Origin of the sequence: Belnapia rosea (genome assembly GCF_900101615.1) — a bacterium.
Taxonomy (GTDB): domain Bacteria; phylum Pseudomonadota; class Alphaproteobacteria; order Acetobacterales; family Acetobacteraceae; genus Belnapia; species Belnapia rosea.
Map to the genome: position 1 here is coordinate 1,104,322 of NZ_FMZX01000001.1, position 24,522 is coordinate 1,128,843.

General features: G+C 71.2%; 20 protein-coding genes. 11 read left to right on the forward strand and 9 right to left on the reverse strand.

Annotated elements, in window-relative coordinates:
- Positions 1-99: 99 nt before the first annotated feature.
- A complete protein-coding gene (locus BLR02_RS30305) occupies positions 100-2,874 on the forward strand; it encodes a PAS domain-containing hybrid sensor histidine kinase/response regulator (RefSeq protein ID WP_245704618.1) in 2,775 nt (924 codons plus the stop codon).
- A 291-nt stretch (positions 2,875-3,165) separates the two neighbouring features.
- On the opposite strand, the gene BLR02_RS05325 is transcribed toward BLR02_RS30305, so the two are convergent.
- Positions 3,166-3,774, reverse strand: coding sequence for a tetratricopeptide repeat protein (locus BLR02_RS05325; protein WP_090661140.1), 609 nt, complete (start codon positions 3,772-3,774; stop codon positions 3,166-3,168).
- Positions 3,758-4,279: a Fur family transcriptional regulator gene (locus tag BLR02_RS05330; protein ID WP_245704619.1), complete on the reverse strand. Its 522-nt coding sequence runs from the start codon at positions 4,277-4,279 to the stop codon at positions 3,758-3,760. Before BLR02_RS05330 ends, BLR02_RS05325 begins: the two co-directional genes overlap by 17 nt.
- Before the next feature lie 27 nt (positions 4,280-4,306).
- Here BLR02_RS05330 and hisI point away from each other — a divergent pair, with 27 nt between their 5' ends.
- Genes hisI through lpxB form a run of 5 tightly spaced genes read left to right on the forward strand, consistent with a single transcriptional unit; the run spans position 4,307 to position 8,424 of the window.
- Positions 4,307-4,726 (forward strand): phosphoribosyl-AMP cyclohydrolase, encoded by a 420-nt coding sequence (gene hisI / locus BLR02_RS05335; RefSeq protein WP_090562125.1) that lies wholly within the window; start codon positions 4,307-4,309, stop codon positions 4,724-4,726.
- Positions 4,723-5,805: a CobW family GTP-binding protein gene (locus tag BLR02_RS05340; RefSeq protein ID WP_090661141.1), complete on the forward strand. Its 1,083-nt coding sequence runs from the start codon at positions 4,723-4,725 to the stop codon at positions 5,803-5,805. The genes hisI and BLR02_RS05340 overlap by 4 nt, the downstream gene beginning before the upstream one ends.
- Positions 5,802-6,395, forward strand: a complete 594-nt coding sequence (locus BLR02_RS05345; RefSeq protein WP_090661144.1) for a GNAT family N-acetyltransferase — start codon at positions 5,802-5,804, stop codon at positions 6,393-6,395. The genes BLR02_RS05340 and BLR02_RS05345 overlap by 4 nt, the downstream gene beginning before the upstream one ends.
- On the forward strand, positions 6,392-7,258 hold the full coding sequence (locus BLR02_RS05350; RefSeq protein WP_090661147.1) for a carbon-nitrogen hydrolase family protein: 867 nt from the start codon (positions 6,392-6,394) through the stop codon (positions 7,256-7,258). Before BLR02_RS05345 ends, BLR02_RS05350 begins: the two co-directional genes overlap by 4 nt.
- Positions 7,255-8,424 carry a lipid-A-disaccharide synthase gene (gene lpxB / locus BLR02_RS05355; RefSeq protein WP_090661150.1) on the forward strand — a complete coding sequence of 390 codons (1,170 nt, stop codon included), beginning with the start codon at positions 7,255-7,257 and terminating at the stop codon, positions 8,422-8,424. The genes BLR02_RS05350 and lpxB overlap by 4 nt, the downstream gene beginning before the upstream one ends.
- A gap of 125 nt (positions 8,425-8,549) precedes the next feature.
- Here lpxB and BLR02_RS05360 read toward each other — a convergent pair whose 3' ends face one another.
- Both BLR02_RS05360 and BLR02_RS05365 read right to left on the reverse strand, forming a co-directional pair.
- Entirely contained in the window at positions 8,550-9,488 is a 939-nt protein-coding gene (locus BLR02_RS05360; RefSeq protein WP_090661151.1) for a Gfo/Idh/MocA family protein, read from the reverse strand.
- A 158-nt stretch (positions 9,489-9,646) separates the two neighbouring features.
- Positions 9,647-12,256: a PAS domain S-box protein gene (locus BLR02_RS05365; RefSeq protein ID WP_090661154.1), complete on the reverse strand. Its 2,610-nt coding sequence runs from the start codon at positions 12,254-12,256 to the stop codon at positions 9,647-9,649.
- Positions 12,257-12,560: 304 nt separating this feature from the next.
- On the opposite strand from BLR02_RS05365, the gene secD reads away from it, so the two are divergent.
- Positions 12,561-15,146 (forward strand): protein translocase subunit SecD, encoded by a 2,586-nt coding sequence (secD, locus tag BLR02_RS05370; RefSeq protein ID WP_456303793.1) that lies wholly within the window; start codon positions 12,561-12,563, stop codon positions 15,144-15,146.
- Between the two features lie 230 nt (positions 15,147-15,376).
- A complete protein-coding gene (locus BLR02_RS05375) occupies positions 15,377-16,159 on the forward strand; it encodes an EAL domain-containing protein (RefSeq protein WP_176849383.1) in 783 nt (260 codons plus the stop codon).
- Positions 16,160-16,183: 24 nt separating this feature from the next.
- Here BLR02_RS05375 and BLR02_RS05380 read toward each other — a convergent pair whose 3' ends face one another.
- The 5 genes from BLR02_RS05380 to BLR02_RS05400 form a co-directional block, all read right to left on the reverse strand.
- Positions 16,184-17,353 carry an iron-containing alcohol dehydrogenase gene (locus BLR02_RS05380; RefSeq protein WP_090661159.1) on the reverse strand — a complete coding sequence of 390 codons (1,170 nt, stop codon included), beginning with the start codon at positions 17,351-17,353 and terminating at the stop codon, positions 16,184-16,186.
- A gap of 57 nt (positions 17,354-17,410) precedes the next feature.
- Positions 17,411-18,043 carry a hypothetical protein gene (locus BLR02_RS05385; RefSeq protein ID WP_090562108.1) on the reverse strand — a complete coding sequence of 211 codons (633 nt, stop codon included), beginning with the start codon at positions 18,041-18,043 and terminating at the stop codon, positions 17,411-17,413.
- Positions 18,040-18,603, reverse strand: a complete 564-nt coding sequence (locus BLR02_RS05390) for a hypothetical protein (RefSeq protein WP_090661162.1) — start codon at positions 18,601-18,603, stop codon at positions 18,040-18,042. Before BLR02_RS05390 ends, BLR02_RS05385 begins: the two co-directional genes overlap by 4 nt.
- A 170-nt stretch (positions 18,604-18,773) precedes the next feature.
- Positions 18,774-19,751, reverse strand: a complete 978-nt coding sequence (locus BLR02_RS05395; protein ID WP_090562105.1) for a 2-dehydropantoate 2-reductase — start codon at positions 19,749-19,751, stop codon at positions 18,774-18,776.
- A 59-nt stretch (positions 19,752-19,810) separates the two neighbouring features.
- Positions 19,811-21,328, reverse strand: a complete 1,518-nt coding sequence (locus tag BLR02_RS05400) for an acyl--CoA ligase (RefSeq protein ID WP_090661165.1) — start codon at positions 21,326-21,328, stop codon at positions 19,811-19,813.
- Positions 21,329-21,512: 184 nt separating this feature from the next.
- Here BLR02_RS05400 and BLR02_RS05405 point away from each other — a divergent pair, with 184 nt between their 5' ends.
- Genes BLR02_RS05405 through BLR02_RS05415 form a run of 3 tightly spaced genes read left to right on the forward strand, consistent with a single transcriptional unit; the run spans position 21,513 to position 24,517 of the window.
- Entirely contained in the window at positions 21,513-22,511 is a 999-nt protein-coding gene (locus BLR02_RS05405; protein WP_090661168.1) for a Bug family tripartite tricarboxylate transporter substrate binding protein, read from the forward strand.
- The gene (locus BLR02_RS05410) at positions 22,508-22,996 is read left to right on the forward strand and encodes a tripartite tricarboxylate transporter TctB family protein (RefSeq protein ID WP_090661170.1); all 489 of its coding nucleotides are present in this window, start codon (positions 22,508-22,510) and stop codon (positions 22,994-22,996) included. The genes BLR02_RS05405 and BLR02_RS05410 overlap by 4 nt, the downstream gene beginning before the upstream one ends.
- A 3-nt stretch (positions 22,997-22,999) precedes the next feature.
- Complete coding sequence (locus BLR02_RS05415) at positions 23,000-24,517, forward strand: tripartite tricarboxylate transporter permease (protein ID WP_090562097.1); 1,518 nt, start codon at positions 23,000-23,002, stop codon at positions 24,515-24,517.
- Positions 24,518-24,522: the final 5 nt, after the last annotated feature.

A 24,522-nucleotide genomic window follows, 5' to 3' on the forward strand; every position in this document is an offset into this window, starting at 1 on the left:
CTGGCCCCGGCTTCTCGCCGCCATGAGGTTCCGCTGAAACTGTTACCAGACACCGAGGCCCCATCCCCTGCCGCTGCCTTCCTCATGGGTGGCGGCGGGATGGGTGCGATGATGCGGGCGGCCGACTGGTCGCTCTCGCCCCTCGGGCCGCCTGACACCTGGCCAGCCTCGCTGCGGACGGTGGTGGGGCTGATGCTCGCCTGCCCCCAGCCGATGTTCGTCGCCTGGGGGCCGCAGCTCGGCTTCCTCTACAATGATGGCTACAGGTCCATCCTCGGCACCAAGCATCCCTGGGCGCTCGGCCGCCCCTTCCAGCAGATCTGGGCGGAGATCTGGCCGGACATCGCCCCGCTGATCGACCGCGCCATGGGCGGCGAGGCCACCTGGTCCGAGAACCTGCATCTCGTGATGGAGCGCCACGGCTACCCCGAGGATACCTGGTACACCTTCTCCTACAGCCCGGTGCGGGATGAGGCGGGCATGGTCGCCGGCATGTTCTGCGCCTGCACCGAGACCACCGGCCAGATTCTCGCCGGCCGGCAACGTGCCGCGGCGGAAGCCGCGCTGCGCGAGAGCGAGGCGCGCTTCCGCACCATGGCGGACCATGCCCCGGTGATGATCTGGACGACGGAGCCGGACGGGCGCTGCAGCTACCTGAACAGTCGCTGGTACGAATTCACCGGCCAGGAGCGAGCGGCCGGCGAGGGATTCGGCTGGCTGGACGCCGTTCATCCCGAGGATCGGCCCCGGGCCGAGGCCGGTTTCCGTACCGCGAATTCCGGACGGCAGGCCTTCCAGTCCGATTACCGGCTTCGCTGTGCCGATGACGCCTATGCCCATGTGCTGGACACCGCAGCGCCTCGCTTCGGCCAGGCTGGGGAGTATCTCGGCTATATCGGCTCGGTGATCGACATCTCCGAGCGTCAGGCAGCGGCCCAGTCGGTCACCCTGAGCGAAGCCCGGTTCCGTGCCCTGGTCGAGGCCTCGGCCCAGATCGTCTGGACCTGTCACCCCGATGGCGGGATGCTGGAGCGCTCCCCCTCCTGGTGCGCCTTCACCGGGCAGGACGAGGCGGACTCGATCGGCCATGGCTGGCAGCAGGCGGTGCATCCCGATGACCGGTCCCGTGTCGCTGCCGAATGGGCCGCCTGCGTCGCGACGCACGGCACTTACGAGATCGAGTACCGCCTGCGCCACCATGCCGGCGGCTATCGCTGGACGCTGGCGCGCGGCGTGCCGCTGCAGGATGCCGAAGGACGCATCCTGACCTGGGTCGGGATGAACATCGATATCGAGGAGCAGCGCGCCGCCGAGGCGGCCCTGCACCGCCTCAATGCCGAGTTGGAGAATCGCGTCGCCGAGCGCACCCGCGAGCGCGACCGGATCTGGCTGCTCTCGCAGGAGCTCATGCTGATCGCCGATTTCGATGGCGTCATCTCGGCGGTCAACCCAGCCTGGTCGCTGCTTCTCGGCTGGGATCAGGCCTCCCTCCCCGGCCAACACCTTGTCGACCTGCTGCATCCGGAGGATCTCGAGCCCACGCTCCATGAGATCCGCCGCCTCTCCCAGGGCCAGCCGACTCCTCGCTTCGAGAACCGCTACCGGAACCGCGACGGCGGCTGGCACTGGATCTCCTGGACCGCGGTGCCCGCCGACGGGCTGATCCATGCCGTCGGGCGCGACGTCACCGCCGAGAAATCGGCGGCCGCCGCGTTGCGCGCCGCCGAGGAGCAGTTGCGCCAGGCACAGAAGATGGAGGCGGTCGGCCAGCTCACCGGCGGCATCGCGCATGATTTCAACAACCTGCTGACCGGCATCATCGGCTCCCTCGCCCTGTTGAAGAAGCGGGTGGCCGAGGGCCGGGTGGCGGAGACGGGACGCTATGTGGCCGCGGCGACCGAATCGGCCGAGCGCGCGGCAGCGTTGACCCAGCGGCTGCTGGCCTTCGCCCGCCGCCAGCCGCTCGACCCGCGGGTGGTCGAGATACCCGGCCTCATCCGCTCCATGGAGGAGTTGCTGCGGCGGACGATCGGCGAGTCCATCACCCTCTCGATCGACATCGCCCCCGACCTCGCGCCGACGCTCTGCGACCCCAACCAGCTCGAGAACGCCATCCTCAACCTCGTCATCAACGCCCGCGATGCGATGCCGAAGGGCGGGCGGCTCCGCATCAGCGCCGCCCCGGTCCGGATCGGCCCCGGCGAGGAGGCATCACCGGGCGATTACATCGGCATCACCGTCACGGATACCGGCAGCGGCATGCAGCCGGCCGTTGCGGCGCGCGCCTTCGATCCCTTCTTCACGACCAAGCCCATCGGTCAGGGCACCGGGCTCGGGCTGTCGATGATCTATGGCTTCGTCCGGCAGTCGGGCGGAATGGTCAGCCTGCGCACCGCGCCCGGCGAGGGCACCTCGGTGCGGCTCTGCCTGCCGCACTATGCGGGGGGCGCGACCACGGTGCGCGACAGCGTGCTCGCCGGCCTCGCCAGCGCGCCGAAGGCCGAACTGGGCGAGACCGTTCTCATCGTCGAGGACGAACCCGTGGTGCGCAGCGTGCTGGTCGAGGTGTTGCGCGACCTCGGCTACCGCGCCCTGGAGGCGGTTGACGGGCGGGAGGCGCTCAAGCTGCTGGGCGAGGACCGGCGCCTCGACCTCATGGTCACGGATGTCGGCCTGCCGGGCGGCATGAATGGCCGGCAACTGGCCGATGCGGCGCGGGTGTTGCGGCCGGGGCTCCGCATCCTGTTCGTCACGGGCTATGCCGATGCGGCGGGCCTCTCCGGCGACAGGCTGGAGCCAGGCATGGCTCTGATCGCCAAGCCCTTCGAGGCCGGGGCCCTTGCCCGGCGGATCCGCGGCCTGATCGAGGCCTGAGCCGCAAGCGGCCAGCCGCTACGGATGGATGATCCGTACCTGCCCGCGGAACCCCGGCGATGGCGCCGCGGCAAGCTCAGCGGGTCTGCGACAGCGCCGCAGCGGCGGCCACCAGGCCGAAGGCCCAAGGCAGGATGGAGAGAAGCTCGTTCATAACCGGGGACCCTCGGCCGACTGCCGCTCGACCGGCGGCAGCAAAGATTGCATGGCGGCAATCTGAGCCGAGGAGACATGACATTCCACTCATCATTCCGGATTGCTGCCATGCAGCATGGGAATGAAAGCTCGCGGTTACGTGGCCTCGCCCTCGGCCTTCCGCCGCTGCTCGCGGAGGCGCGCCGCACCGCCCGGCATCTGCGGATTGATGCCGAGCGCGGCGGAGAGGCTCCGCAGGGCGCCTCTCGCATCGCCTGCCTGGTCCTGGATGGCCGAGAGGGTGACGAGAGCGGGCCAGTGGCGCGGCTCCAGCCGCAGCACCTCCTGCAGGTCGCGCGCCGCCGCCGCCGGATCGCCCGCGCCGAGATAGGCCTGGGCGCGGAGGAACCACGCATCGGCGAATTCCGGCGCCAGGGTGATCGCGGCATCGAAATCCTCGAGTGCCTCACCCGACAGCCTTGCCTCAAGGTTGCGGGCACCCCGCCGGAGCAGCAGGGCCGCGGCCGGGCTGGCCCCCTGGGCCCAAAGGGCGCGGATCCGGGCCTCGACCAGCGCGGCGCCTGCCTCGTTGGGCGCGGTGCGTAGTGCGTCGAATGCGCGGTCGAGCTCCGCCTTCCGCGCATCCGGGCGCGCCGGGGCCTGGGTTTGGGCCTGAGTTTGGGCCCGGGACCAGACCAGCGCGGTCCCGGACAGCAGGGCTGACAGCAGGCGCCGCCGCATCGGCCGGTCACCCATGCGCGGCATGGTGCGCGCCCTCCGCCCCACGGCAGACGGCGCAGATACCCTCCGCCTCGACGGTGCTGCGGCGCAGGTCGAAGCCGGCGGCGGCGGCGGCGCGGTGCAGCGCCAGCGCGACGCCCGGATCGCTGATCTCGGTCGTGCCGCCGCAGCGGGCGCAGATGAGGAACTGGTGCGGGTGGTCATGCGCCGCGCCGCAGTCGCAATCCTCCGGATGGTCCTCGACCTCGGCACAGCCGATGAAGGCACCGAGCCGCTCCACCTTGTGGATCAGCCCCTGCTCCACCAGGAAGTCGAGCGCCCGGTAGACCGTGGGCGGGGCGGCGCCGGCGCGGCTGGCCTTCAGCCGGTCGAGCAGCGCATAGGCACCGACCGGCTGGCCGCTCTCCAGCACCAGGCGCAGGACCTGCCGGCGCAATTCGGTCAGCTGGGCGCCGCGGCGGGCGCAGAGCGCCGCGGCGCGGTCGAGGCTCGCCTCGAGCGGGGCGGCATCGGGCATGGGCTCCTCCATCCGGGCATCCTGCCCTTATATAGGCGAATGAGCAGCACCCCGAAGAGCCCCGAGCCGGTGGCCGGCCTCCCCCTCCTGGAGTCGATCCGCTTCGACCTGCGCGGCCTCGTGGCCGCCATCGCCCAGCAGCACGATACCGGCGAGGTGCTGATGCTCGCCTGGATGAACCGCGAGGCGGTGGAGGAGACGCTGGCGACCGGCCGGGCCTGCTACTTCTCCCGCTCCCGCAACCGGCTCTGGCGCAAGGGCGAGAGCTCCGGCCAGGTGCAGCGGCTGGTCGATATCCGCCTCGATTGCGACGGCGACGCGCTGCTGCTGCTGGTCGACCAGACCGGGGTCGCCTGCCATACCGGGCGGCGGAGCTGCTTCTACCTCGCGCCGCGCGACGGCGTGCTGGCGGAGCTGACCCAGCCCGAGGTCTCGCCGGAGGCATTGTACGGCGCATGAGCGCGTCCGATCGGCCGAGCGCCGGCGAGGCCGTGAATCGGCCGCGTCAGCAACCTGTTCCTGTCACGGTGCTGACCGGCTTCCTCGGCGCCGGCAAGACGACGCTGCTCAATCGGTTGCTGCGCGACCCGGCGCTGGCCGAGACCGCGGTGCTGATCAACGAATTCGGCGAGATCGGCCTCGACCACCTGCTGGTCGAGCGGCTCGACGGCGACACCGTGCTGCTGAACGCCGGCTGCCTCTGCTGCACCGTGCGCGGCGACCTGGTGCGGGCGCTGCGCGACCTCGCCACGCGCATCGACGGCGGGCAGGCGATCCGCCGCGTCGTGGTGGAGACGACGGGCCTCGCCGACCCGGCGCCCATCCTGCAGACGCTGATGAGCGACCCGCTGCTGCTCGCCCGCTTCCGGCTGGATGGCGTGGTCACCCTGGTCGATGCGATGGCCGGGATGGCGACGCTCGATGTGCAGATGGAGGCGGTGAAGCAGGCGGCCGTCGCCGACCGGCTGGTGCTGACCAAGACCGACCTGGCAGCCCCGGCCCAGGTCGAGGCGCTGGAGGCGCGGCTGCGCGCGCTCAATCCGGGTGCGCCCTTGCTGCGGGCCGATGCGCCGGCCGAGGCGCTGCTCGATTGCGGCCTCTATGATCCGGACGGCAAGCACCCGGATGTGCGGCGCTGGCTGGATGCCGAGGCCTTCGCCGCGCAGGGCCACCATCACCACCATCACCACCACGATGTCAGCCGGCACGATGCCCGCATCCACAGCTTCTGCCTCACCTTCGACGAGCCGCTGCCCTGGGATGGCCTCGCCACCTGGCTCGAGGTGCTGACCATGACGCGGGGCGAGAGCGTGCTGCGCATCAAGGGCATCCTCAACCTCGAGGGGCAGGAGCGGCCGGTCGCCATCCATGGCGTGCAGCACCTCTTCCACCCGCCGGCGATGCTGGAGCGCTGGCCGGACGAGGACCGCCGATCGCGCCTCGTCTTCATCCTGCGCGACCTCGACCGGGCAACCGTCGAGAAGGGGCTGATGGCCTTCGCCGAGAGCGCGCGCCAGCAGCGCGAGATCACGGGATGAGCGCGCTGCGCCTCGAAACCTTGGACGGCGCGGCGCTGCAGGCGGCGCTGCCCGCCCTCTCCCGGCTGCGCATCGCGGTCTTCGCGGAGTGGCCCTATCTCTATGACGGCGACGCGGCGCATGAGGCCGAGTACCTGCAGACGCTGATGGCCGGTCGCGGCGCCGCCGTCATCGCCGCCTTCGACGGCGCTGAGCCGGTGGGCATGGCGACCTGCCAGCCGATGGAGGAGGCCCATGCGCCGGTGCAGGCGGCCTTCCGCCGGCGCGAGCTCGACCCGGCGCGGTACTGCTATTTCGGCGAGAGCGTGCTGCTGCCGCCCTATCGCGGGCAGGGCGCCGGGGTCGGCTTCTTCGCCGCGCGGGAGGCGCATGCGCGAAGCCTCGGGATGGAGGCAGCGGCCTTCTGCTCGGTGGTCCGCAACGCCAATGACCCGCGCCGGCCGCCCGACTACACCCCGCTCGACGCCTTCTGGCGGCGGCGCGGCTTCGCCCCGCGGCCCGACCTCTCCTGCGTCTTCCGCTGGCGCGAGCATGGCGATGCGGCCGAGACGCCGCACGCACTCGGCTTCTGGGTGAAGGATCCGCTGTGACGACCTTGCGCCTTGGCGCCCTCGCCTGGCCCGTCGGACGGCCGGCGGGGATCGAGGGCTATGCGGCCCGGCTCGACGCCTTCGTCGCCCAGGCGGCGCCGCGGGCCGACCTGCTGCTCATGCCCGAATACGCGCCGATGGAGATCGTTGGTGGGCAGGCCGACGAGGCGGCGGAGCTGCGCGCCATGGTGGAGATCGCCCCCGCCGTGGTCGAGGCGATGCGCGGCGTGGCCCGGCGGCACGGCGTCTGGCTGGCTCCCGGCAGCCTGCCCATGGCGGCCGGCGGCCGGGTGGTGAACCGGGCGCCGCTGATCGCCCCCGACGGCCGCCTCGCCTTCCAGGACAAGCGGATGATGACGCGCTTCGAGGCCGAACGCTGGGGCGTCTCGCCCGGCACCGGCCCCGCGGTCTTCGAGACGCCCTGGGGCCGGCTCGGCCTCTCGGTCTGCTACGATGCGGAATTTCCGAAGCATGTCCGGGCCCAGGTCGAGGCCGGCGCCTGGCTGGTGCTGGTGCCGGCCTGCACCGACAGCGTCCAGGGCTTCAACCGGGTGCGCTTCTCCGCCCAGGCGCGGGCCCTGGAGAACCAGTGCTTCGTCGCCGTGGCGCCGACCGTGGGCCTTGCCCCCTGGTCGGCGGCGCTCGACGAGAACCATGGCTGCGCCGCCATCTACGGGCCCGTCGACCGCGGCTTCCCCGAGGATGGTGTCATCGCCCAAGGCGCGCTGGATGCGCCCGGCTGGACCTTCGCCGCCCTCGACCCCGCAGGGATCGAGCGGGTGCGGCGCGAGGGCGCCGTGCTGAACCATCGGGACTGGCCGGCAGGGCCGCTGGACGCGCCCCTGGCTGCGGAGTTCGCATGACCCTCATCTACATGGCGGCCGGCGAGGCCTCCGGCGACATCCTCGGAGCGCGGCTGATCGCGGCGCTCCGGCGGCGCCGGCCCGACCTCGAATTCGCCGGGATCGGCGGAGAGCGTATGGCTGGGCAGGGCGTCGCCAGCCTCTTCCCCATGCGCGAGCTGTCGCTGATGGGGCTGCTGGAGGTGCTGCCCAATCTCCGCCGCCTCGCCCGGCGCATGGCGGAGGCGGAGGCGGATGTACTGGCCCGCCGCCCGGCGCTGCTCGTCACCATCGATGCGCCGAGCTTCACCCTGCGCCTCGCCGGGCGGGTGCGGCCGAAGGGGGTGCCGGTGCTGCATTACGTGGCGCCGCAGGTCTGGGCCTGGCGACCGGGGCGGGTGCGCCGCGTCGCCGAGGAGGTGGACCGCATCCTCGCCCTGCTGCCCTTCGAGCCGCCTTTCTTCCAGGCGGCGGGCATCCCTGTGAGTTTCGTCGGCCATCCCGTGCTGGAGAGCGGTGCCGATGCGGGCGATGCGGCGCGCTTCCGGGCGGCGCATGGCCTCGGGCCCGATGTGCCGGTGGTGCTGGTCATGCCGGGCAGCCGGCGGGGCGAGGTGCGACGGCTGCTCGGCATCTTCGGCGAGACGCTGCGGCGGGCCGGCGAGGCGGTGCCGGGCCTCAGGCCGGTGGTGGCGCTGGCCGGGCCGGTCGAGGCGGCGGTGCGCGAGGGCAGCGCCGGCTGGGCGGTGCCGCCCATCCTGGTGCGGGAGAATGCGGACAAATACGATGCCTTCGCCGCGGCCTCGGCGGGGCTGATCAAGTCGGGCACCTCCAGCCTCGAAGTGGCGGTGGGCGGCGTGCCGCATGTGGTGGGCTACCGGGTCAACCCGGTCACCGCCGCCATCGTCCGTCGGCTGATCAAGGTGCCGCACGCCTCGCTGGTGAACCTGCTGGCGGAGCGCGAGATCGTGCCCGAATTCATCCAGGAACGCTGCACCCCGCCCCTGCTGGCCGAGGCGCTGATCCGGCTGCTGCGCGAGCCGCAGGCGGCGGCAGCGCAGCGGGCGGGCTTCGCCGAGATGCTCGGCCTGCTGCGTCCACCGGAGGGGCTGCCGAGCGAGGCGGCAGCCTCGGCGGTGCTGGCGATGATCGAGGCCGCTCCGCTCAATTCCTCTCAAACCACTTGAAGCAATGCGACCCAAGCGTCTGAAATCGGGCGCTTTGCCGCGGAATTTGAAGATTTGAGGGATTGAGCCGTGCCGTGGCCGCAGGTCTGGTGTCGACCCGAGAACGTTATAGGAACGACACCGGTTCAGCCAGCATTTTCGGCGATCGCCGCCTCGACCCGCAGCGCGGCGTCGAGCGCGGCGAGGCCGACCTCACCGCTCGCCTCGACCGGGGCACCCGCCTCGATGCTGGCGATGAAGGCGGCCTGCTCGGCCTCCAGGCTGTCATGCTCGGTCCAGGTGGCGCGGGTGATGCCCCATCCCGGCATGGTGGCGACCGGCTCCGCGCCTCCGGGATGGACGCGCTCCAGGCTGCGGGCGAGGAAATCGACCCGCGTCTCGCCGGCATGGCCGAGGATGCGGAGGCGCCGCTCCATCGCCACGCTGACCCGGCTGGCGGTGATGGTGGCGCGGGCGCCGCCCTCGAAGCGGAGATGGGCGACGGCGAAATCCGCGTGGTCCGACATCACCCGCGCGCCGGTCGCCCGCACCTCGGCCAGCGGGGCGGCGGCGAGGCTGAGGACCAGGTCGAGGTCGTGGATCATCAGGTCCAGCACCACCGAGACATCGAGGCTGCGCGGGCGGAAGGGGGCGACGCGCGTCGCCTCGAAGCTCAGCGCCCCCTCGCCTGCCCCGCTGGCGCGGAGCGTCCGGATGGCGGCCGAGTAGCGTTCGATATGGCCGGTCTGCAGCACGAGGCCGGCGGCGCGGGCGGCGGCGACCAGCGCCCGGCCCTGCTCCAGCGTGGCGGCGATCGGCTTCTCGATGAAGAGGTGGCGGCCGGCGGCGATGGCCTGCATCGCCAGCGCATGGTGATGGGCGGTCGGCACGGCGATGACGACGGCGTCGCTCGCGGCGAGCAGCGCCTCGGGCGCGAGCGCCGGCGCGCCGGTCTCGGCCGCGATGGCGGCGGCGCGGGCCGGGTCGGCATCGGCGATGCCGGCGAGCGCCCCGCGGGCGGCAAGCTTCAGCGCGTGGAAGCGGCCAAAATGGCCGGTGCCGAGGACGCCGATGCGAAGGGGCATGATCTGCTTCACCCTGGTCTGGAGCGGGGGTTCTAGAGCAAACCCCGATCGGGCGGGACCACCCGATCGGGGTAATTTGCTCGACCGAACAACAAGCTAGGGTGCGTTCCGTGAGCCACGTCGGACGGAGTGCGCCCTGGCGGCAGCGGGGGCCGGGGTCAGCGCGCGGCGATCATCTCGCGGATGCGGCTGGCCAGCGTCTCCATGGCGAAGGGCTTGGTCAGCACATGCATCCCCGGCTCCAGATGGCCATGGCCGATGGCGGCGTTCTCGGCATAGCCGGTGATGAAGAGAACTTTGAGCCCCCGGCGGAGGTCGCGGCCCGCATCGGCGAGCTGGCGGCCATTCATGCCGCCCGGCAGGCCGACATCGGTCACCAGCAGGTCGATGTGCACCGTGGAGCGCAGCACCTTGAGGCCGGCGGCGCCATCCTCGGCCTCGATGGCGGTATAGCCGAGCTCCAGCAGCACATCGGCGACCAGCATGCGGATCGTGGGCTCGTCATCGACGATCAGCACCGTCTCGCCCCGCTCGGCGCGTGGAGGGTCACTGCTGCCTCTCACGGCCTCGGCCTCCTCGGAGGGGCCGAAATGACGCGGGAGGTAGATGCTCACCAGCGTGCCCTGGCCCAGCTCGGAATAGATCCGCACCTGGCCACCGGATTGCCGGGCGAAACCGTAGATCATCGACAGGCCGAGGCCGGTGCCCTGGCCGAGCGGCTTGGTGGTGAAGAAGGGATCGAAGGCCTTGGCGATGACATCGGGCGACATGCCGGTGCCGGTATCGCTGACGCTGAGCGCCACATACTGGCCCGTCGGCAGGTCCCGGCTGGCGGCCGCCCTGTCGTCGAGCCAGCGATTGGCGGTCTCGATGGTCAGCCGCCCGCCACCGGGCATGGCGTCGCGGGCATTGATGCAGAGGTTGAGGACGGCGTTCTCGAGCTGGCTCTGGTCGACCATCACGGTCCAGAGCCCGGCGGCGCCGACCACCTCGACGGTGATGGCGGGGCCGACGGTGCGGCGCACCAGCTCCTCCAGCCCGGCGATCAGGCGGTTGGTGTCGGTCGGCTTCGGCTCCAGCGTCTGGCGGCGGGAGAAGGCGAGCAGGCGGTGGGTCAGCGCCGCGGCGCGGTCGGCGGCGCCGCGGGCGGCGGTGAGGTAGCGATGCACCTCGGACAGCCGGCCCTGGGCGATCCGCGTCTTCATCAGCTCGAGGCTGCCGGCGATGCCGGCGAGCAGGTTGTTGAAGTCATGCGCGAGGCCGCCGGTGAGCTGGCCGACCGCCTCCATCTTCTGCGACTGGCGGAGCGCCGCCTCGGTCTCCATCAGGGCCGCGGTGCGGGCATTCACCTGTGATTCGAGCGAGTTGGCCAGGGCGCGGAGGTCCTGCTCCGCCTGGCGGCGGGCCATGGCCAGGCGGGTCCGTTCCGCCACGTCCTGGATGAAGGCCAGCTCCTCCGGTTGCCAGTCGCGCGGCATGGCATGGTTGACGATCAGCAGCGCGATGGCACCGGCCCGCTCCGAGACGGGGATGTTGACGAGGGCCATGACGCCCACGGCGCGCAGGGCGTCGAGGCGCCCATTGGTGCGTGGATCCGCGGCGCAATCGGCGACGGCGACCATCCTGCCGCGCTTCAGCTCCTCGATGAAGGACCCGTAGTGGCGCAGGTCGTGGCGGCCGGCCACGCTGGCGACACCCGGCGCGGTCCAGTCGCGTGCGATGGTCACCGTATCGGTCGCCGCATCGATGGTGCCATAGCCCGCTCGGCTGACCCCGAGCGTGCGGCCGAGCACCTCGGCGGCTGCGATGGCGAGCTCGGCCGGCTCGCCAAGGCCACGGAAGCGGTCGGCGAGTTCGAGCTGCGCGCGGTCCTGCGCCTCCGCCTGCTTGCGGCCGGTGATGTCGCGGGAGGTACCGGCCATGCGCAGCGGGCGGCCATCCTCGTCGCGCAGGATGCGGGCGCGCAACTCGATCCAGCCGGGGCGGCCATCGGGGCGGCCGACCCGGCATTCGAGGCCGAATTCGCTGCCGGAGGCAAGGCAGTCGCCGATGGCGGCTTCGAGCCGGGGGCGGTCGGCGGCATAGATGGCGGCGCGCAGCACCTCATAGGTGAAGGCGACCTCCGGGCCGATGCCGAAATCGGCGCGGCAGGTGGCGGAGGCGGTCATGGCGCCGCTCCGCAGGTCAAGCTCCCAGATGCCGAGCCGGCCGGCCTCGGTGGCGAAGCGGAGCCGGGCCTCGCTTTCCTCCAGCGAGTGGAGGCGCTCGCTGAGTTCGGCGAGAAGGGCGGCATTATGGCTCTCGAGCCCGGCCATCCGCTCCCGCTCCGGGGTTACGTCGAGCTGGCTGGCGAAGAAATAGGCAAGGCGCCCGGCGGCATCGCGCACCGGGGCGAGCAGCAGGCGGTTCCAGAAGGCCGTGCCGTCCTTGCGGTGGTTGCGGATGTCGATCTCGATCGACTCCTCCGCCTCGATCGCCGCGCGAATCCGCCCGATGGTGGCAGGGTCGCTTTCCGGCCCCTGGAGGAAGCGGCAATTGCGGCCGAGGATCTCCTCCCGCCTGTAGCCGGTGAGGCGGCAGAAGGCGTCGTTGGCGAAGGCGACCGGGTTATCGCGCAGGCGGGGATTGGTGATGATCATCGGCATGCGCGTGGCGCGCACCGCGGAGACGAACGGGTCCGTGCTGGCATCGAGACCGAGCAACTCCGCGCCGATCCGCGCCTGCTCGGCGGCCAGTTCGGACGGGGTGCTGCCTGGAGTCTCGGACATGGCTCAGGTGTATGCCTTTTTACGGGACACGGAAGAGTGCAGAGACTGGAAAACACAGGTGGCGCCGTTAGTTGCAGCCGCAACCTACGCGCTGGCTCTAACGCCGGGACCGGATACTGGCCATGGACGTGCTCCGCTTCGGATCGGGGTACGTATATTCCGGCGCTGAACACCAGCGGGACGTCAGGGTTGCATCGCTGGCCGGGCATCGTCACATTCCGGCCCAATCGCCAAAGGGGACGACACCGGGGACGGAGCCCCCTCCCGGCGGTTCCCGCATTCCGATGAGTAGCACCCGATCATGATGTTCTTCGCCCGCTGGAAGACCCTGGCCATCCTGGCGGTCTGCCTGCTGGGGGTGCTGCTCTGCACCCCGAACCTCTTCCCCAAGGCCTCCCTGCCGAGCTGGGCGCGGCAGTTCTCGCTTGGCCTCGACCTTCGCGGCGGCTCCTACCTCCTGCTCGAGGTGGATATGGAGGCGGTGGTCAAGGAGCGGCTGGAGAGCCTGGCCGATGCCACGCGCGGCCGGCTGCGGGCGGCGAATATCGGCTATGTCAACCTGGCGGCCGAGCCGGCGCAGCGCCGCGTCACCCTGCGGGTCCGCGACCCGGGCCAGGTGCAGGCGGCCATGGCGCTGCTGCGGGAGCAGGCGAACCAGATCCCGACCAGCCTCGGCGCGACGACGCCGGATATCGAGGTGACCTCCACGCCCGAGGGGCAGGTGGCCGCGACGCTGACCGAGGTGGGGCTGCGGGCCAAGGCCACCGGGGCGGTGGAGCAGTCGATCGAGATCGTCCGGCGGCGGATCGACGAGACCGGCGTCTCCGAGGCGCTGATCGCCCGCCAGGGGCAGAACCGCATCCTGGTGCAGCTGCCCGGCGTCGAGGATCCGAACCGGATCAAGCAGCTGCTCGGCCAGACGGCGCGGATGACCTTCCACCTGCTGGACGAAGCGGCCAATCCGGCCTCCCCGACCCCGCCGCCGGGGGTGCAGTTCCTCGATGGCGAGGCGCGCCCCGGCCAGCCGGTGCAGCGCTACGCGGTGCGGCGCCGCGTCGAGGTGGATGGCGCCAACCTGACAGATGCACGGGCCGGGCAGGACAACCAGAACGGCCAGTGGGTGGTGAATTTCACCTTCGACTCGACCGGGACGCGGCGCTTCGCCGATGTCACCCGGCAGAATGTCGGGCGGCCCTTCGCCATCGTCCTCGACAACAAGGTGATCACCGCCCCCAATATCCGCGAGCCGATCACCGGCGGGCGCGGCCAGATCAGCGGCAGTTTCGACGCCCGCTCGGCCAATGAGCTGGCCGTGCTGCTGCGGGCGGGCGCCCTCCCCGCCCCGCTCACCGTGGTGGAGGAGCGGACGGTCGGGCCGGAGCTCGGGGCGGATGCGATCCGCGCCGGCATGCTGGCCCTGGCGGCGGGCGCCGTCTTCGTCTTCCTCTATATGGGCCTCGCTTATGGGCTGTTCGGCTGGTTCGCCAACCTGGCGCTGCTGGTGAACATCGTCTTCCTGCTCGCCGCCCTGTCGGTGATGGAGGCGACGCTGACCCTGCCGGGCATCGCCGGCATCGTGCTGACCCTCGGCACCGCGCTCGACGCGAACATCCTCATCAACGAGCGCATCCGCGAGGAGGTGAAGAACGGCCGGCCGCCGCTCTCGGCGCTGGAGGCGGGCTTCACCAAGGCCTCCGGCACCATCATGGACAGCAACCTCACCAACCTGATCGCCATGGCCTGCCTCTATGGCTTCGGCAGCGGGCCGGTGAAGGGCTTCGCGGTGACGGTCGCCATCGGCACCATCGTGCAGATGTGGACCGCGACGACGCTGGTCCGGCTGATGGTCTCGACCTGGTACCGCTGGACGCGGCCGAAGGCCCTCCCGGTTCTGGAGGATGGGCGCGGCTTCTGGGGCAGGCTGGCGCGGCCGCTGTTCCGGCTGATCCCGGATGTGACGCATATCCCCTTCATGAAGGGCGCGCGGGCGGGGCTGCTGGTCTCGGCCATCCTGTCCACCGCCTCGCTCGCCGGCGCCTTCTATCCGGGGCTCGAGAAGGGCATCGACTTCAAGGGCGGCATCGTCATGGAGGTGCGGACGCCGGGGCCGGCCGACCTCGCGGCACTGCGCGCCAGGGTCTCCGGCCTCGATCTCGGGGATGTGGGGCTGCAGCAATTCGGCGATGCCGAGACGGTGCTGGTGCGGCTGCCGGTGCAGGCCGATGAGGGCGGCACCCAGGCCGCGGTGAACAAGGTGCGCGAGAGTGTCGAGCAGGTGGCGCCGGGGGCGCGCATCCTGCGCGTCGAGGCGGTGGGCAACCGGGTCTCGGACGAGCTGTTCCTGGGCGGGATGATCGCCCTCGGGATCAGCCTGCTGGCGATGCTGATCTACATCTGGTTCCGCTTCGAATGGCAGTTCGCCATCGCCGCCATCGTCACGCTGGTGCTGGATACCACCAAGACCGTCGGCTTCATGGTTCTGTTCGGCGTCGAGTTCAACCTGACGACGGTCGCGGCGATCCTCACCGTCATCGGCTTCTCGGCCAACGACAAGGTGGTGGTGTTCGACCGGATGCGGGAGAACCTGCGCAAGTACAAGCAGATGCCGCTCCGGCAGCTGGTCGATCAGTCGATCAACGAGACACTGAACCGCTCGCTCGGCACCTCGATGACGCTGCTGCTCTCGGCGGTGCCGCTGGCGCTGTTCGGCGGCGACACGCTGGCGGGCTTCGCTTGGGTGATGCTGTTCGGCATCGTCGTCAGCGCCTCCTCCTCGGTCTTCATCGCGGCGCCGATCGTGCTCTACACGGGCGAGAACCGGCTGCGGCGGGGTGGCGATGCGCCGGCCGCGCCGACGACGCCGGCCAAGCGCGCTACGGCCGGGGTCTGACCCGGGCCGGGCGCCGAGGGCTCGGAGCCGGCCATGTGTCAATCGTGGCTTACAGGCACGACATCGAAATTTCCTCGACAGTCTCAATAAAGCGTGAAGAAATTCCAATTTAGGAATGGTACGCCGGGCCCTCACTCTGTAACGTGATGGCAGACAGTCAGGAAGATGTCTTGATCATGATGCGGCCGGCCGGGCCAGCGAATCGACGGCTGGTTCACAACCTCCAGGGCATGCCGGCCTCGACCCTGCATGGGGATGCGGCAGCCCTGGCGGCTGGCCTCACCAATGGCGAGGTGTCCGTCCACTACCAGCCCGTGGTGCGGCTGCGGGACCGGAAGCCGGTGATGGTGGAAGCACTGGCGCGCTGGCACCGGCCACCCAGCCTCGTCTCGCCCAGCAGCTTCGTGCCGCTGGCCGAGAGCAGCGGCCTCGTCCGCGCGCTGTCCATGGTCGTGGCGACGCAGGCGGCGACGGAGCTCGGCCCACTCTGGCAGCAGCTGCGCCTCACCATCTCCGTCAACCTGCCGCTCGGGCAGCTGCTGCTGCCGGACCTGCCGGCCTGGCTGCACCGCGCCCTCCGGGTGGGCGGCCTGCATCCCGGCCAGGTGGCGCTGGAGCTGACCGAGACGACCGAGGTGCGGGACCGCTCCGCCCTGCGGCGCGCCCTGATGCGGCTGCGCCGTGCCGGCCACCGGGTGCTGCTCGACGATATCGTCCTGCATGACGAGCGGGACTGGCTGCTTGGCCTGCCTTTCGGCGCCTTCAAGCTGGATCGCTCATTGGTCGAGCAGCTGCCCCGCAGTGCCCATGCGCGGCGGGAGGTGCGGCGGATGGTGCGGATGGCCGAGCGCGGCGGGCGGCAGGTGATCGCGGAAGGCGTCTCCGACCAGCGCCTCTGGCAGATGGTGAGGAGCCTCGGCGTGCACCACGCCCAGGGCTATCTGGTGAGCCGCCCGCTGCCGGCGGCCGCGCTGGCCGCCTGGCATGGGCAATGGCGGGGCGGCCCCGCCTGACGCCGCGGCCTCGGGCCTGATCCCTCAGGCGTAGACGCGACGATAGAGATCGATGATCTCCGCCTCGCTTGGCACCCGCGGATTATTGGCCGGGCTGCCCGAGGCAAGGGCCTGCTGGGCCATCAGGGGCAGCAGCCCCTCCCAGCGGTTGCCGCCGATGCCGTAATCCTTCGGCGTCGGCACGCCGAGCTCCTGGTTCAGCGCCCGCAGCTCCTCCAGCAGCTTGGAGGCGGCGGCCTCGTCGCTGTCCTCGCGGGTGGCGACGCCCATGGCGCGGGCCGCCTCGGCATAGCGCGGCAGGGCATCGTTCAGGCCGAACTCCGTCACCGCCGGCAGCAGCATGGCGTTGGAGAGGCCGTGCGGAACGTGGAAATGCGCGCCGATCGGCCGGCTCATCCCATGCACCAGGGCGACCGAGGAGTTGGAGAAGGCAAGGCCCGCCTGCATGGCGCCGAGCATCATCGCCTCCCGCGCCGCGGCATTGCGCGGCTGGTGGTAGGCCGGGCGGAGATGCCGGCCGATGAGCTGCATGGCGGAGAGCGCCAGGCTGTCGGCATGCGGGTTGGCGCGCTTCGAGACATAGGCCTCCAGCGCATGGGTCAGGCTGTCGATGCCGGTATCGGCGGTGGTGCGCGGTGGGACGCTGAAGGTCAGCTCGTAATCGACGATGGCGGCGAGCGGCAGGGCGCCGAGCCCGGCGATCAGCATCTTCTCGTCGGTCTCGGTATCGGTGATGACGGTGAAGCGCGTGGCCTCCGAGCCGGTGCCGGCGGTGGTCGGGATGCAGATGACGGGGACGAGGCCGCGATCGGCCTGGGCGGGCACCTTGAAGCTGCGCATCGGGGTGCCCGGCGCGGCAGCGGCGAGGATGGCCATGGCCTTGGCGGTATCCATGGGGCTGCCGCCGCCGAAGCCGATCAGGCAGTCGAATTCGCCGCCGCGGAGCATCGCGGCGCCGGCCGCGATGACGGTGTCGGTCGGATCCGGCACGGTCTCGCTGAACACCTCGAGGCGGAGGCCGGCGGCACGCAGCGGGGCGAGCAGCGCACGCTCCACCGTGCCGGAGGAGACCATCCAGGGGTCGGTCACCACCAGCGGGCGCGAGAGGCCGAAGAGGCCGAGCACCTCGGCGGCCTGGCCGACGCTGCCGCCGCCGATGCGCATCAGGCGCGGCGAGACGATGGTGGCGGTCATGCTGGGCTCCTCCCCCGGGGATTTGCGGCGGAGGATAGGCGTGCGCAGGCGGGGCCGCTAGTAGCCCACGCCGCCCTGGCCGCCGAGGCCGAAGGTGGTGATGTTGACGCCGCTGGTCTCGGCCTGACGGGTGCCGTTCCAGCCGCTTTCGGCATCCAGCTGGGCGATCTGCTGGGCCAGCAGCGCCGTGGCGTTGGAGGCCTGCGGCAGCGGGCCAAGCTCCCCGAGCCGGGCGACGGAGCGTTCGCCGCCGGGGCGGAAGACCGGCGCCGGCAGGGCCCGTGCGGCCGCCGACTGGTTGTTGGCGCGGAGCGCGCGTGCGGCGGCCAGCAGGCCGTCGATCACCGGGCGGGGCGGTGCCGCCTCCTGCACTCCGAGGGCGTCGCGCAGCTCGGTCCGGGCGAGTTCCATCTGCCGGCGTACCGCCTCGGGCACCGGGGCGAAGCGGGGGTCGCGGGCCAGTGCGTCGGTGGCGAATTCGAGCTGCGCCGCCGCCAGGGCACCGGCGGCCGGCTGCCCGGAGAGGCCGCGCCCGCGATCGGCGAAAGCCTGGGCTGCGCCCTGGATGGCCTGGCGCGCCGGGTCCGCGGCCCCGGCGGCGAGGTCCATCGGCGGGGCGGGCGGGCGCTGCCGGACCTCCGCGCAGCCGGCGGCGGCGAGCAGGAGAAGCAGGCCGGCGCCGCGGATCAAAGCCGGCGGCTCGCGGTGGCGTCGCGCTCGCGGATGGCCTCCGAGGCGGTGACGGCAGCGGAATTCGTCAGCGGCAGGCTCGGCAACGCGGCGAGGCGCGTCAGCGTCGCCTGGCCGCCGCGCGGGAAGACGGCGCTGTCGAGAGCGGAGGCGGCGACGGCATTGGCCTCGCCGGTGCCGAGCGCGCGGGCCGCGGCATAGAGCGAGTTGATGACGGGCTGGGCCTCGGTATCCGGGGCGATGCCGAGGGCGGCGCGCCATTCCGCCCGCGCCGCCGTCATCTGGCCGATGATGCTGGGCGAGACGCTGGTGAGGCGCGGGTTGGTCGGCATCTCGACCGCGAGCCACTCCATCTGCGCCACGGCGCGGGCGGCCTGGGCCGGGCGGCCGGCCAGGAGGGACTGGCTCGAGAAGGCAAACGAGGTATTGGCGACCGCGCTGCGCAGCGGATCGCCCGCGCCGATGACGGCATCGGCCGGCAGGCTGGCGGTCTCCGGCGGCGGCAGGGCGCAGGCCCCGAGGGCGAGCATGGTGGCGAGCGGCAGAACGGTTCTCAGCATGGTGGGCATCCCCCAATAGCCAGGGTCGGGGCCGTGCCCCGTCCCACCGGTGGCCGAGCATGCGCTGGCGCCGACGGCAGGACTATGGGCGCGGCCGTGACAGTGACGCAACCCAAGGTTCCAGGCCGTCTGCCGAACCCCGCCGCCGACGTGCTTCCGCTTCAGCTTGCCTAGTAGCAGCCGGCGAGGCGGGCGCGGGTGCGAAGCAGGGCGAGCACCGTCCGGCAGGTCGGCGCCGGGCGGTCCACCAGCCCGGCCAGCTCGACGATGACGCCGAGCAGCGCGTCGATCTCCATCGGCCGGCCGCGCTCGAGATCCTGCAGCATGGAGGTCTTGTGCGCGCCGACCTCCGCGCCGCCGGCGATGCGCTTGTCGACATCGATGGCGAAGCGCACGCCGAGCGCCTCGGCCACCGCCTGCGCCTCCAGCATCATGGCGCGGCAGACGGCGCGCAACTCGCCCTCGCCGGTGATGACGTCGAGCGTCGCGCCGGTCAGCGCCGAGAGCGGGTTGAAGGCGAGGTTGCCCCAGAGCTTCACCCAGATCTCGTCGCGGATCTTCGGCCGCACCGGCGCCTTGAAGCCGGCCGAGACCAGGGCGGCGGAGAGGCGCGAGGCGCGTTCCGAGCGGCTGCCATCCGGCTCGCCCAGGCTGAAGCGGTCGCCATAGGTGTGGTTGATGACGCCCGGCTCGGGCACATCGGCGGCGGGGTAGATGATGCAGCCGAGCACGCGGGAGGGATGCAGCGCCTCCCACAGCGCGCCGTCGGGATCGACGCTGGCGACGCGGCGGTCCTCATAGGGGCCGGCGAGCTTGTAGAAATACCACCAGGGGATGCCGTTGACGGCGGAGACGATGGTGGTCTCCGGCCCGAGCAGCGGCTGCATCTGCTGCGCGACGCCGGGCAGCGAATGGGCCTTCAGCGTGATGAGGACATAGTCCTGCGGCCCGGCCTCCTCGGCGGTGGCGACGCAGCGTGGCCGGGTGATGCTTTCCTCGCCCTCGCTGATCAGCTTGAGGCCATTGGCCTGCATGGCGGCGAGATGCGGGCCGCGGGCGATCACGGTGACCTCCGTCTCGCCCTTGGCGGCCAGCTTCGCCGCCATCAGCCCGCCGATGGCGCCGGCGCCGTAGATGCAGATCTTCATGGTCTGGTGATCCGATTCACGCTTCGCTCCTCGCTACGCTCCGGTGCTCCGCGACCGGATCACGCCGTGATCCCGAGCTTCTCGGCGAGGCCGATGCGCATCAGCTTGCCCGTCGCGCCCTTCGGGATCTCGGGCAGGAAGACGACCTTGCGGGGCACCTTGAAGTCCGCCAGGTGCCTGGCCGCGAAATCGCGCAACTCGCGCTCGGAGCACTCCATGCCCTCGCGCAGCACGACGGCGGCGCCGACCTCCTCGCCGAGCATCGGATGCGGGATGGAGAAGGTCAGCGCCTGGGCAACGGCCGGATGCTCCGAGAGGATGCCATCGACCTCGAGCGGCGAGACCTGCTCGCCGCCGCGCTTGATGAGCTCCTTCAGCCGTCCGGTCAGCATCAGGTAGCCGTCCGTGTCGAACATCCCCTGGTCGCCGGTGCGGAACCAGCCATTGGTGAAGGCCTTGGCATTGGCCTCCGGGTTCGCCTCGTAGCCCTTGGTGACGTTGGGGCCGCGGATGACGACCTCGCCGATCTCGCCCTGCGGCAGGATGGTGCCGTTCTCCGCCATGATGGCGACCTCGGGGCCGGCGGGCAGGCCGACGATGCCGGGCTTCTGCTGGCCAGGCGGCAGCGGGTTGCTGCACATCTGGTGGCTCGCCTCGGTCATGCCGTAGCTCTCGATCACCGGCGCGCCGAAGACCACCGAGAGATCCTTCATCGCCTGTGCCGGCAGCGAGGCGGAGGAGGAGCGGATGAAGCGCAGCGGGGCGCGGGCGATGATCTCCTTGTTGCGCTCGGCGCGCTGGAGGATCGCCTGGTGCATGGTCGGCACCGCCGTGTACCAGGTCGGGCGCTCGGCATCGAGCCAGCCGAAGAAGCGCAGCGCGTTGAAGCCCGGCGTGCAGATCACCGCGCCGCCGCCGGCGAGCGAGGCGAGCGTCGCCGCGATCAGCCCGTGGATGTGGAAGAGCGGCATGACGTTGAGGCAGGCATCCGCCTGGCCGAGCTGCAGCGTGCGGGCGATGTTGCCGGCCGAGGCGGTGACGTTGGTATGCGTCAGCGGCACGATCTTCGGCCGGGCCGTCGTGCCGGAGGTGTGGAGGACGAGCGCGATGTCATCGGCCTCCGCCGCGCCGGGATGGGTGGCTGAGGCGGCGGTGCCGCCCTCGAGGGTGAACTCGCCCGCCGCGGTGCCGGGGATGAGCTCGAGCACCGGCACGCCGAGGCGCGCGGCCACCGCACGGACCGGCGTCTCCATCCCCTGCTGGACGACGAGGGCCTTGGCCTTCAGGTCGGTCAGGTAGAACTCGAATTCCTCGTCCTTGTAGGCCGGGTTCAGCGGCGCAGTGGTGGCGCCGCCGGCGATGGCGACGAAGGCCGCGGCCATCTCGGGCCCGTTCGGCAGGACGATGGCGACGCGGTCGCCGCGGCCGATGCCCATGCCGTTGAGGCTGGCGATGCTGCGCTCGGTCAGCGCGCGCAGCCCGGCATAGGTCAGCGCGGGGCGCTCGGGCGCGCGGATGGCGGGCCGGTCGGCGGCACCGGCCGCGAGCAATTCGGCAAGGGTGCGGATGGCGGACATGCGGGTGGTTTCCTCCGGCGGCTCGGCCTTTCTCTGCATCAGCCGCGATCGCCGGGCAAGCGGGGAGGCGCGACCTACCCTGCCCGCTTTACACGCTTTTCGTTGCTTTACCTCACTTTCCGCCGCAACCCAGGCCATATCGCGCGGTTCCAGGACCGCAACGCTTGGCCAGGGAAACGATGCAATGACGCTCATGGGATGCTCTCGCCGTTCGCTGCTGATCGGGGCTGGTGCCGCCGTTCTCGCCACCCCTGCCCTCGCCCAGCGGGCATGGGAGCCGACGCGGCCGGTGCAATTCATCGTCCCCGCCGGCACCGGCGGCGGGGCGGACCAGATGGCGCGGGTGATCCAGGGCATCGTCTCGAAGCACAAGCTGATGCGCCAGCCGATGGTCGTGGTGAACAAGGCGGGCGGCGCCGGGGCGGAGGGCTTCCTCGAGGCGAAGGGCGCGCGGGGCAACCCGCACATGATCGTCATCACCCTCTCGAACCTCTTCACCACGCCGCTGGCGACCGGCGTGCCCTTCTCCTGGGGGGACCTGACGCCGGTCGCCATGCTGGCGCTCGATGAGTTCGTGCTCTGGGTGAATGCCGAATCGCCCTGGAAGACCGCGCAGGAATTCATCGCCGCGGCGAAGCAGGAGCGGCTGAAGCTCGGCGGCACCGGCTCGAAGCAGGAGGACCAGATCATCGGCGTCGCCATGGCCAAGGCCACGGGGGCGAACCTCACCTATGTGCCCTTCCGCGGCGGCGGCGAGGTCGCGGTGCAGCTGGTCGGCCGGCATATCGATGCCTCGGTGAACAACCCGATCGAGGCGGTGACGCATTGGCGCTCCGGCGCGCTGCGGCCGCTCTGCGTCTTCGACGGCCAGCGGCTCGCGGGGACGGAGAAGATCACCGAGACGGCGTCCTGGTCCGACATCCCGACCGCGAAGGAATCGGGGATGGATGTCGAGTACCTGATGCTGCGCGGCATCTTCATGCCGGCCGGGGTGCAGCCGGCGCAGCTCGCCTTCTACGAGGACCTGCTGGGCAAGGTGCGCGAGACGCAGGAATGGCGCGAGCTGATGCAGCAGGGCGCCTTCAACACGACGAGCCTGACCGGCGAGGCCTTCCGCGCCTGGCTGACCAGGGAGGAGGCGCGGCACCGCGGGCTGATGCAGGAAGCGGGCTTCGTGGCATGAGCATGGAACGCGGGCTGCGCACGGGCGCGGTCGAGATCGGCACCTCCCTCGCCTTCGCCCTCGCCGGCGCCGCGGCGATCTGGGACAGCCGGCGCATCGGTGCCGGTTGGGGGGCGGAGGGGCCGCAATCCGGCACCTTCCCCTTCTGGATCGGCCTCTTCCTCGTGGCCGCGAGCATCGGGACGCTGGTGCAGGCGGTGCGGGCGCGGGAGGAGAGCGGGCTCTTCGTCACCTGGGACCAGCTCCGGCTGGTGGCCTCCGTGCTGGTGCCGACGACGATCTTCGTCGCCGCAATCCCGATCACCGGCATCTACCTTGCCTCGGCGGCGCTGGTCGCCTGGTTCATGCACCGCCTCGGCGGCTTCGGCTGGGGGCGCTCGGTGGCGGCCGGCCTCGCCACCGCCCTCGTCACCTTCCTCGTCTTCGAGATCTGGTTCCTCGTCGCCCTGCCCAAGGGCCCGATCGAAACCGCGCTGGGGTACTGAGCCATGGAAGAATTCGGCCTGCTGATGCAGGGCTTCGCCGTGGCGCTCGAGCCGCAGAACATGCTGCTGATGCTGGTCGGCGTGGTGCTCGGCGTGCTGATCGGCGTGCTGCCAGGGCTCGGCGGCGCGAACGGCATCGCCATCCTGCTGCCGCTGACCTTCGCCATGCCGCCGGTCTCGGCGATCATCATGCTCTCCTGCATCTATTGGGGTGCCCTGTTCGGCGGGGCCATCACCTCGATCCTGTTCAACATCCCGGGCGAGCCCTGGAGCGTGGCGACGACCTTCGACGGCTACCCGATGGCGCAGCAGGGCAAGGCCGCCGAGGCGCTGACGGCGGCCTTCACCAGCAGCTTCGTCGGCGCCTTCGTCGCCATCGTGATGATCACCTTCATCGCGCCGGTGATCGCGGGCTTCGCGCTGCGCTTCGGGCCGCCGGAATTCTTCGCGGTGATGTTCCTCTCCTTCGCCAGCTTCGTCGGCATGAGCAAGGGGCCGGCGCTGAAGACCGTTTGCGCCATGATGCTCGGCTTCCTGTTGGCCGCCGTCGGCATGGATACCGTCACCGGCCAGCTGCGCATGACCTTCGGCAGCACGGAGATGATCCGCGGCTTCGACTTCCTCGTCGCCGTCATCGGCCTCTTCGGCATCAGCGAGATCCTCTGCTCGATCGAGGACGGGCTGCGGTTCAAGGGGCAGCGGGCGAAGATCGACCTGAAGGTGGTGCTGCGGGTCTGGGCCAGCCTGCCGCGGCACTGGCTGCTGGCGATGCGCTCGGCGCTGATCGGCTGCTGGATGGGCATCACCCCGGCCGGCGCGACCCCGGCCAGCTTCATGTCCTACGGCGTGGCGCGGCGCATGTCGAAGAACGGCGCGAGCTTCGGCAAGGGGCGGATCGAGGGTGTCATCGCACCCGAGACGGCGGCGCATGCCGCCGGCACCTCGGCCCTGCTGCCGATGCTGACGCTCGGCGTGCCGGGCTCGCCCACCGCGGCGGTGCTGCTGGGCGGGCTCATCATGTGGGGGCTGCAGCCGGGGCCGATGCTCTTCACCGAGCAGAAGGATTTCGTCTGGGGCCTCATCGCCTCGATGTATCTTGGCAACATCGCCGGGCTGCTGGTGGTGCTGGTGGCGGTGCCCTGGTTCGCCGCCATCCTGCGGGTGCCCTTCTCGATCATCGCCGCCATCATCCTGGTGGTCTGCGCGATCGGCGCCTTCACCGTCAGCAATGCCGAGTTCGACATCACGCTGATGCTGATCTTCGGCGTCATCGGCTATGTGCTGAAGAAGCTCGACTACCCGCTGGCGCCGCTGGTCCTCGCCCTGGTGCTCGGCGACCGGACGGAGGAGGCCTTCCGGCAGTCGCTGCTGATCAGCGAAGGCAGCCTCGGCGTCTTCTTCTCGAACTGGCTGGTGAGCACGATCATGGCGGCGGGCTTCGCCCTGTTGCTGTGGCCGCTGATCAGCTGGCTCCGGGGCCTGCTGCCGGGCTTGCCGGCGCGGCGGGTGCGGCCGGCCTGAGCCCC

Bases quoted from the DNA above. Each gene is read 5' to 3' on its own strand.
- BLR02_RS30305 (WP_245704618.1), top strand. From the start codon at position 100: ATGGGTGCGATGATGCGGGCGGCCGACTGGTCGCTCTCGCCCCTCGGG.
- BLR02_RS05325 (WP_090661140.1), bottom strand. From the start codon at position 3,774: ATGCCGCGCATGGGTGACCGGCCGATGCGGCGGCGCCTGCTGTCAGCC.
- BLR02_RS05330 (WP_245704619.1), bottom strand. From the start codon at position 4,279: ATGGAGGAGCCCATGCCCGATGCCGCCCCGCTCGAGGCGAGCCTCGAC.
- hisI (WP_090562125.1), top strand. From the start codon at position 4,307: ATGAGCAGCACCCCGAAGAGCCCCGAGCCGGTGGCCGGCCTCCCCCTC.
- BLR02_RS05340 (WP_090661141.1), top strand. From the start codon at position 4,723: ATGAGCGCGTCCGATCGGCCGAGCGCCGGCGAGGCCGTGAATCGGCCG.
- BLR02_RS05345 (WP_090661144.1), top strand. From the start codon at position 5,802: ATGAGCGCGCTGCGCCTCGAAACCTTGGACGGCGCGGCGCTGCAGGCG.
- lpxB (WP_090661150.1), top strand. From the start codon at position 7,255: ATGACCCTCATCTACATGGCGGCCGGCGAGGCCTCCGGCGACATCCTC.
- BLR02_RS05360 (WP_090661151.1), bottom strand. From the start codon at position 9,488: ATGCCCCTTCGCATCGGCGTCCTCGGCACCGGCCATTTTGGCCGCTTC.
- BLR02_RS05365 (WP_090661154.1), bottom strand. From the start codon at position 12,256: ATGTCCGAGACTCCAGGCAGCACCCCGTCCGAACTGGCCGCCGAGCAG.
- secD (WP_456303793.1), top strand. From the start codon at position 12,561: ATGTTCTTCGCCCGCTGGAAGACCCTGGCCATCCTGGCGGTCTGCCTG.
- BLR02_RS05375 (WP_176849383.1), top strand. From the start codon at position 15,377: ATGCCGGCCTCGACCCTGCATGGGGATGCGGCAGCCCTGGCGGCTGGC.
- BLR02_RS05380 (WP_090661159.1), bottom strand. From the start codon at position 17,353: ATGACCGCCACCATCGTCTCGCCGCGCCTGATGCGCATCGGCGGCGGC.
- BLR02_RS05390 (WP_090661162.1), bottom strand. From the start codon at position 18,603: ATGCTGAGAACCGTTCTGCCGCTCGCCACCATGCTCGCCCTCGGGGCC.
- BLR02_RS05395 (WP_090562105.1), bottom strand. From the start codon at position 19,751: ATGAAGATCTGCATCTACGGCGCCGGCGCCATCGGCGGGCTGATGGCG.
- BLR02_RS05400 (WP_090661165.1), bottom strand. From the start codon at position 21,328: ATGTCCGCCATCCGCACCCTTGCCGAATTGCTCGCGGCCGGTGCCGCC.
- BLR02_RS05405 (WP_090661168.1), top strand. From the start codon at position 21,513: ATGACGCTCATGGGATGCTCTCGCCGTTCGCTGCTGATCGGGGCTGGT.
- BLR02_RS05410 (WP_090661170.1), top strand. From the start codon at position 22,508: ATGAGCATGGAACGCGGGCTGCGCACGGGCGCGGTCGAGATCGGCACC.
- BLR02_RS05415 (WP_090562097.1), top strand. From the start codon at position 23,000: ATGGAAGAATTCGGCCTGCTGATGCAGGGCTTCGCCGTGGCGCTCGAG.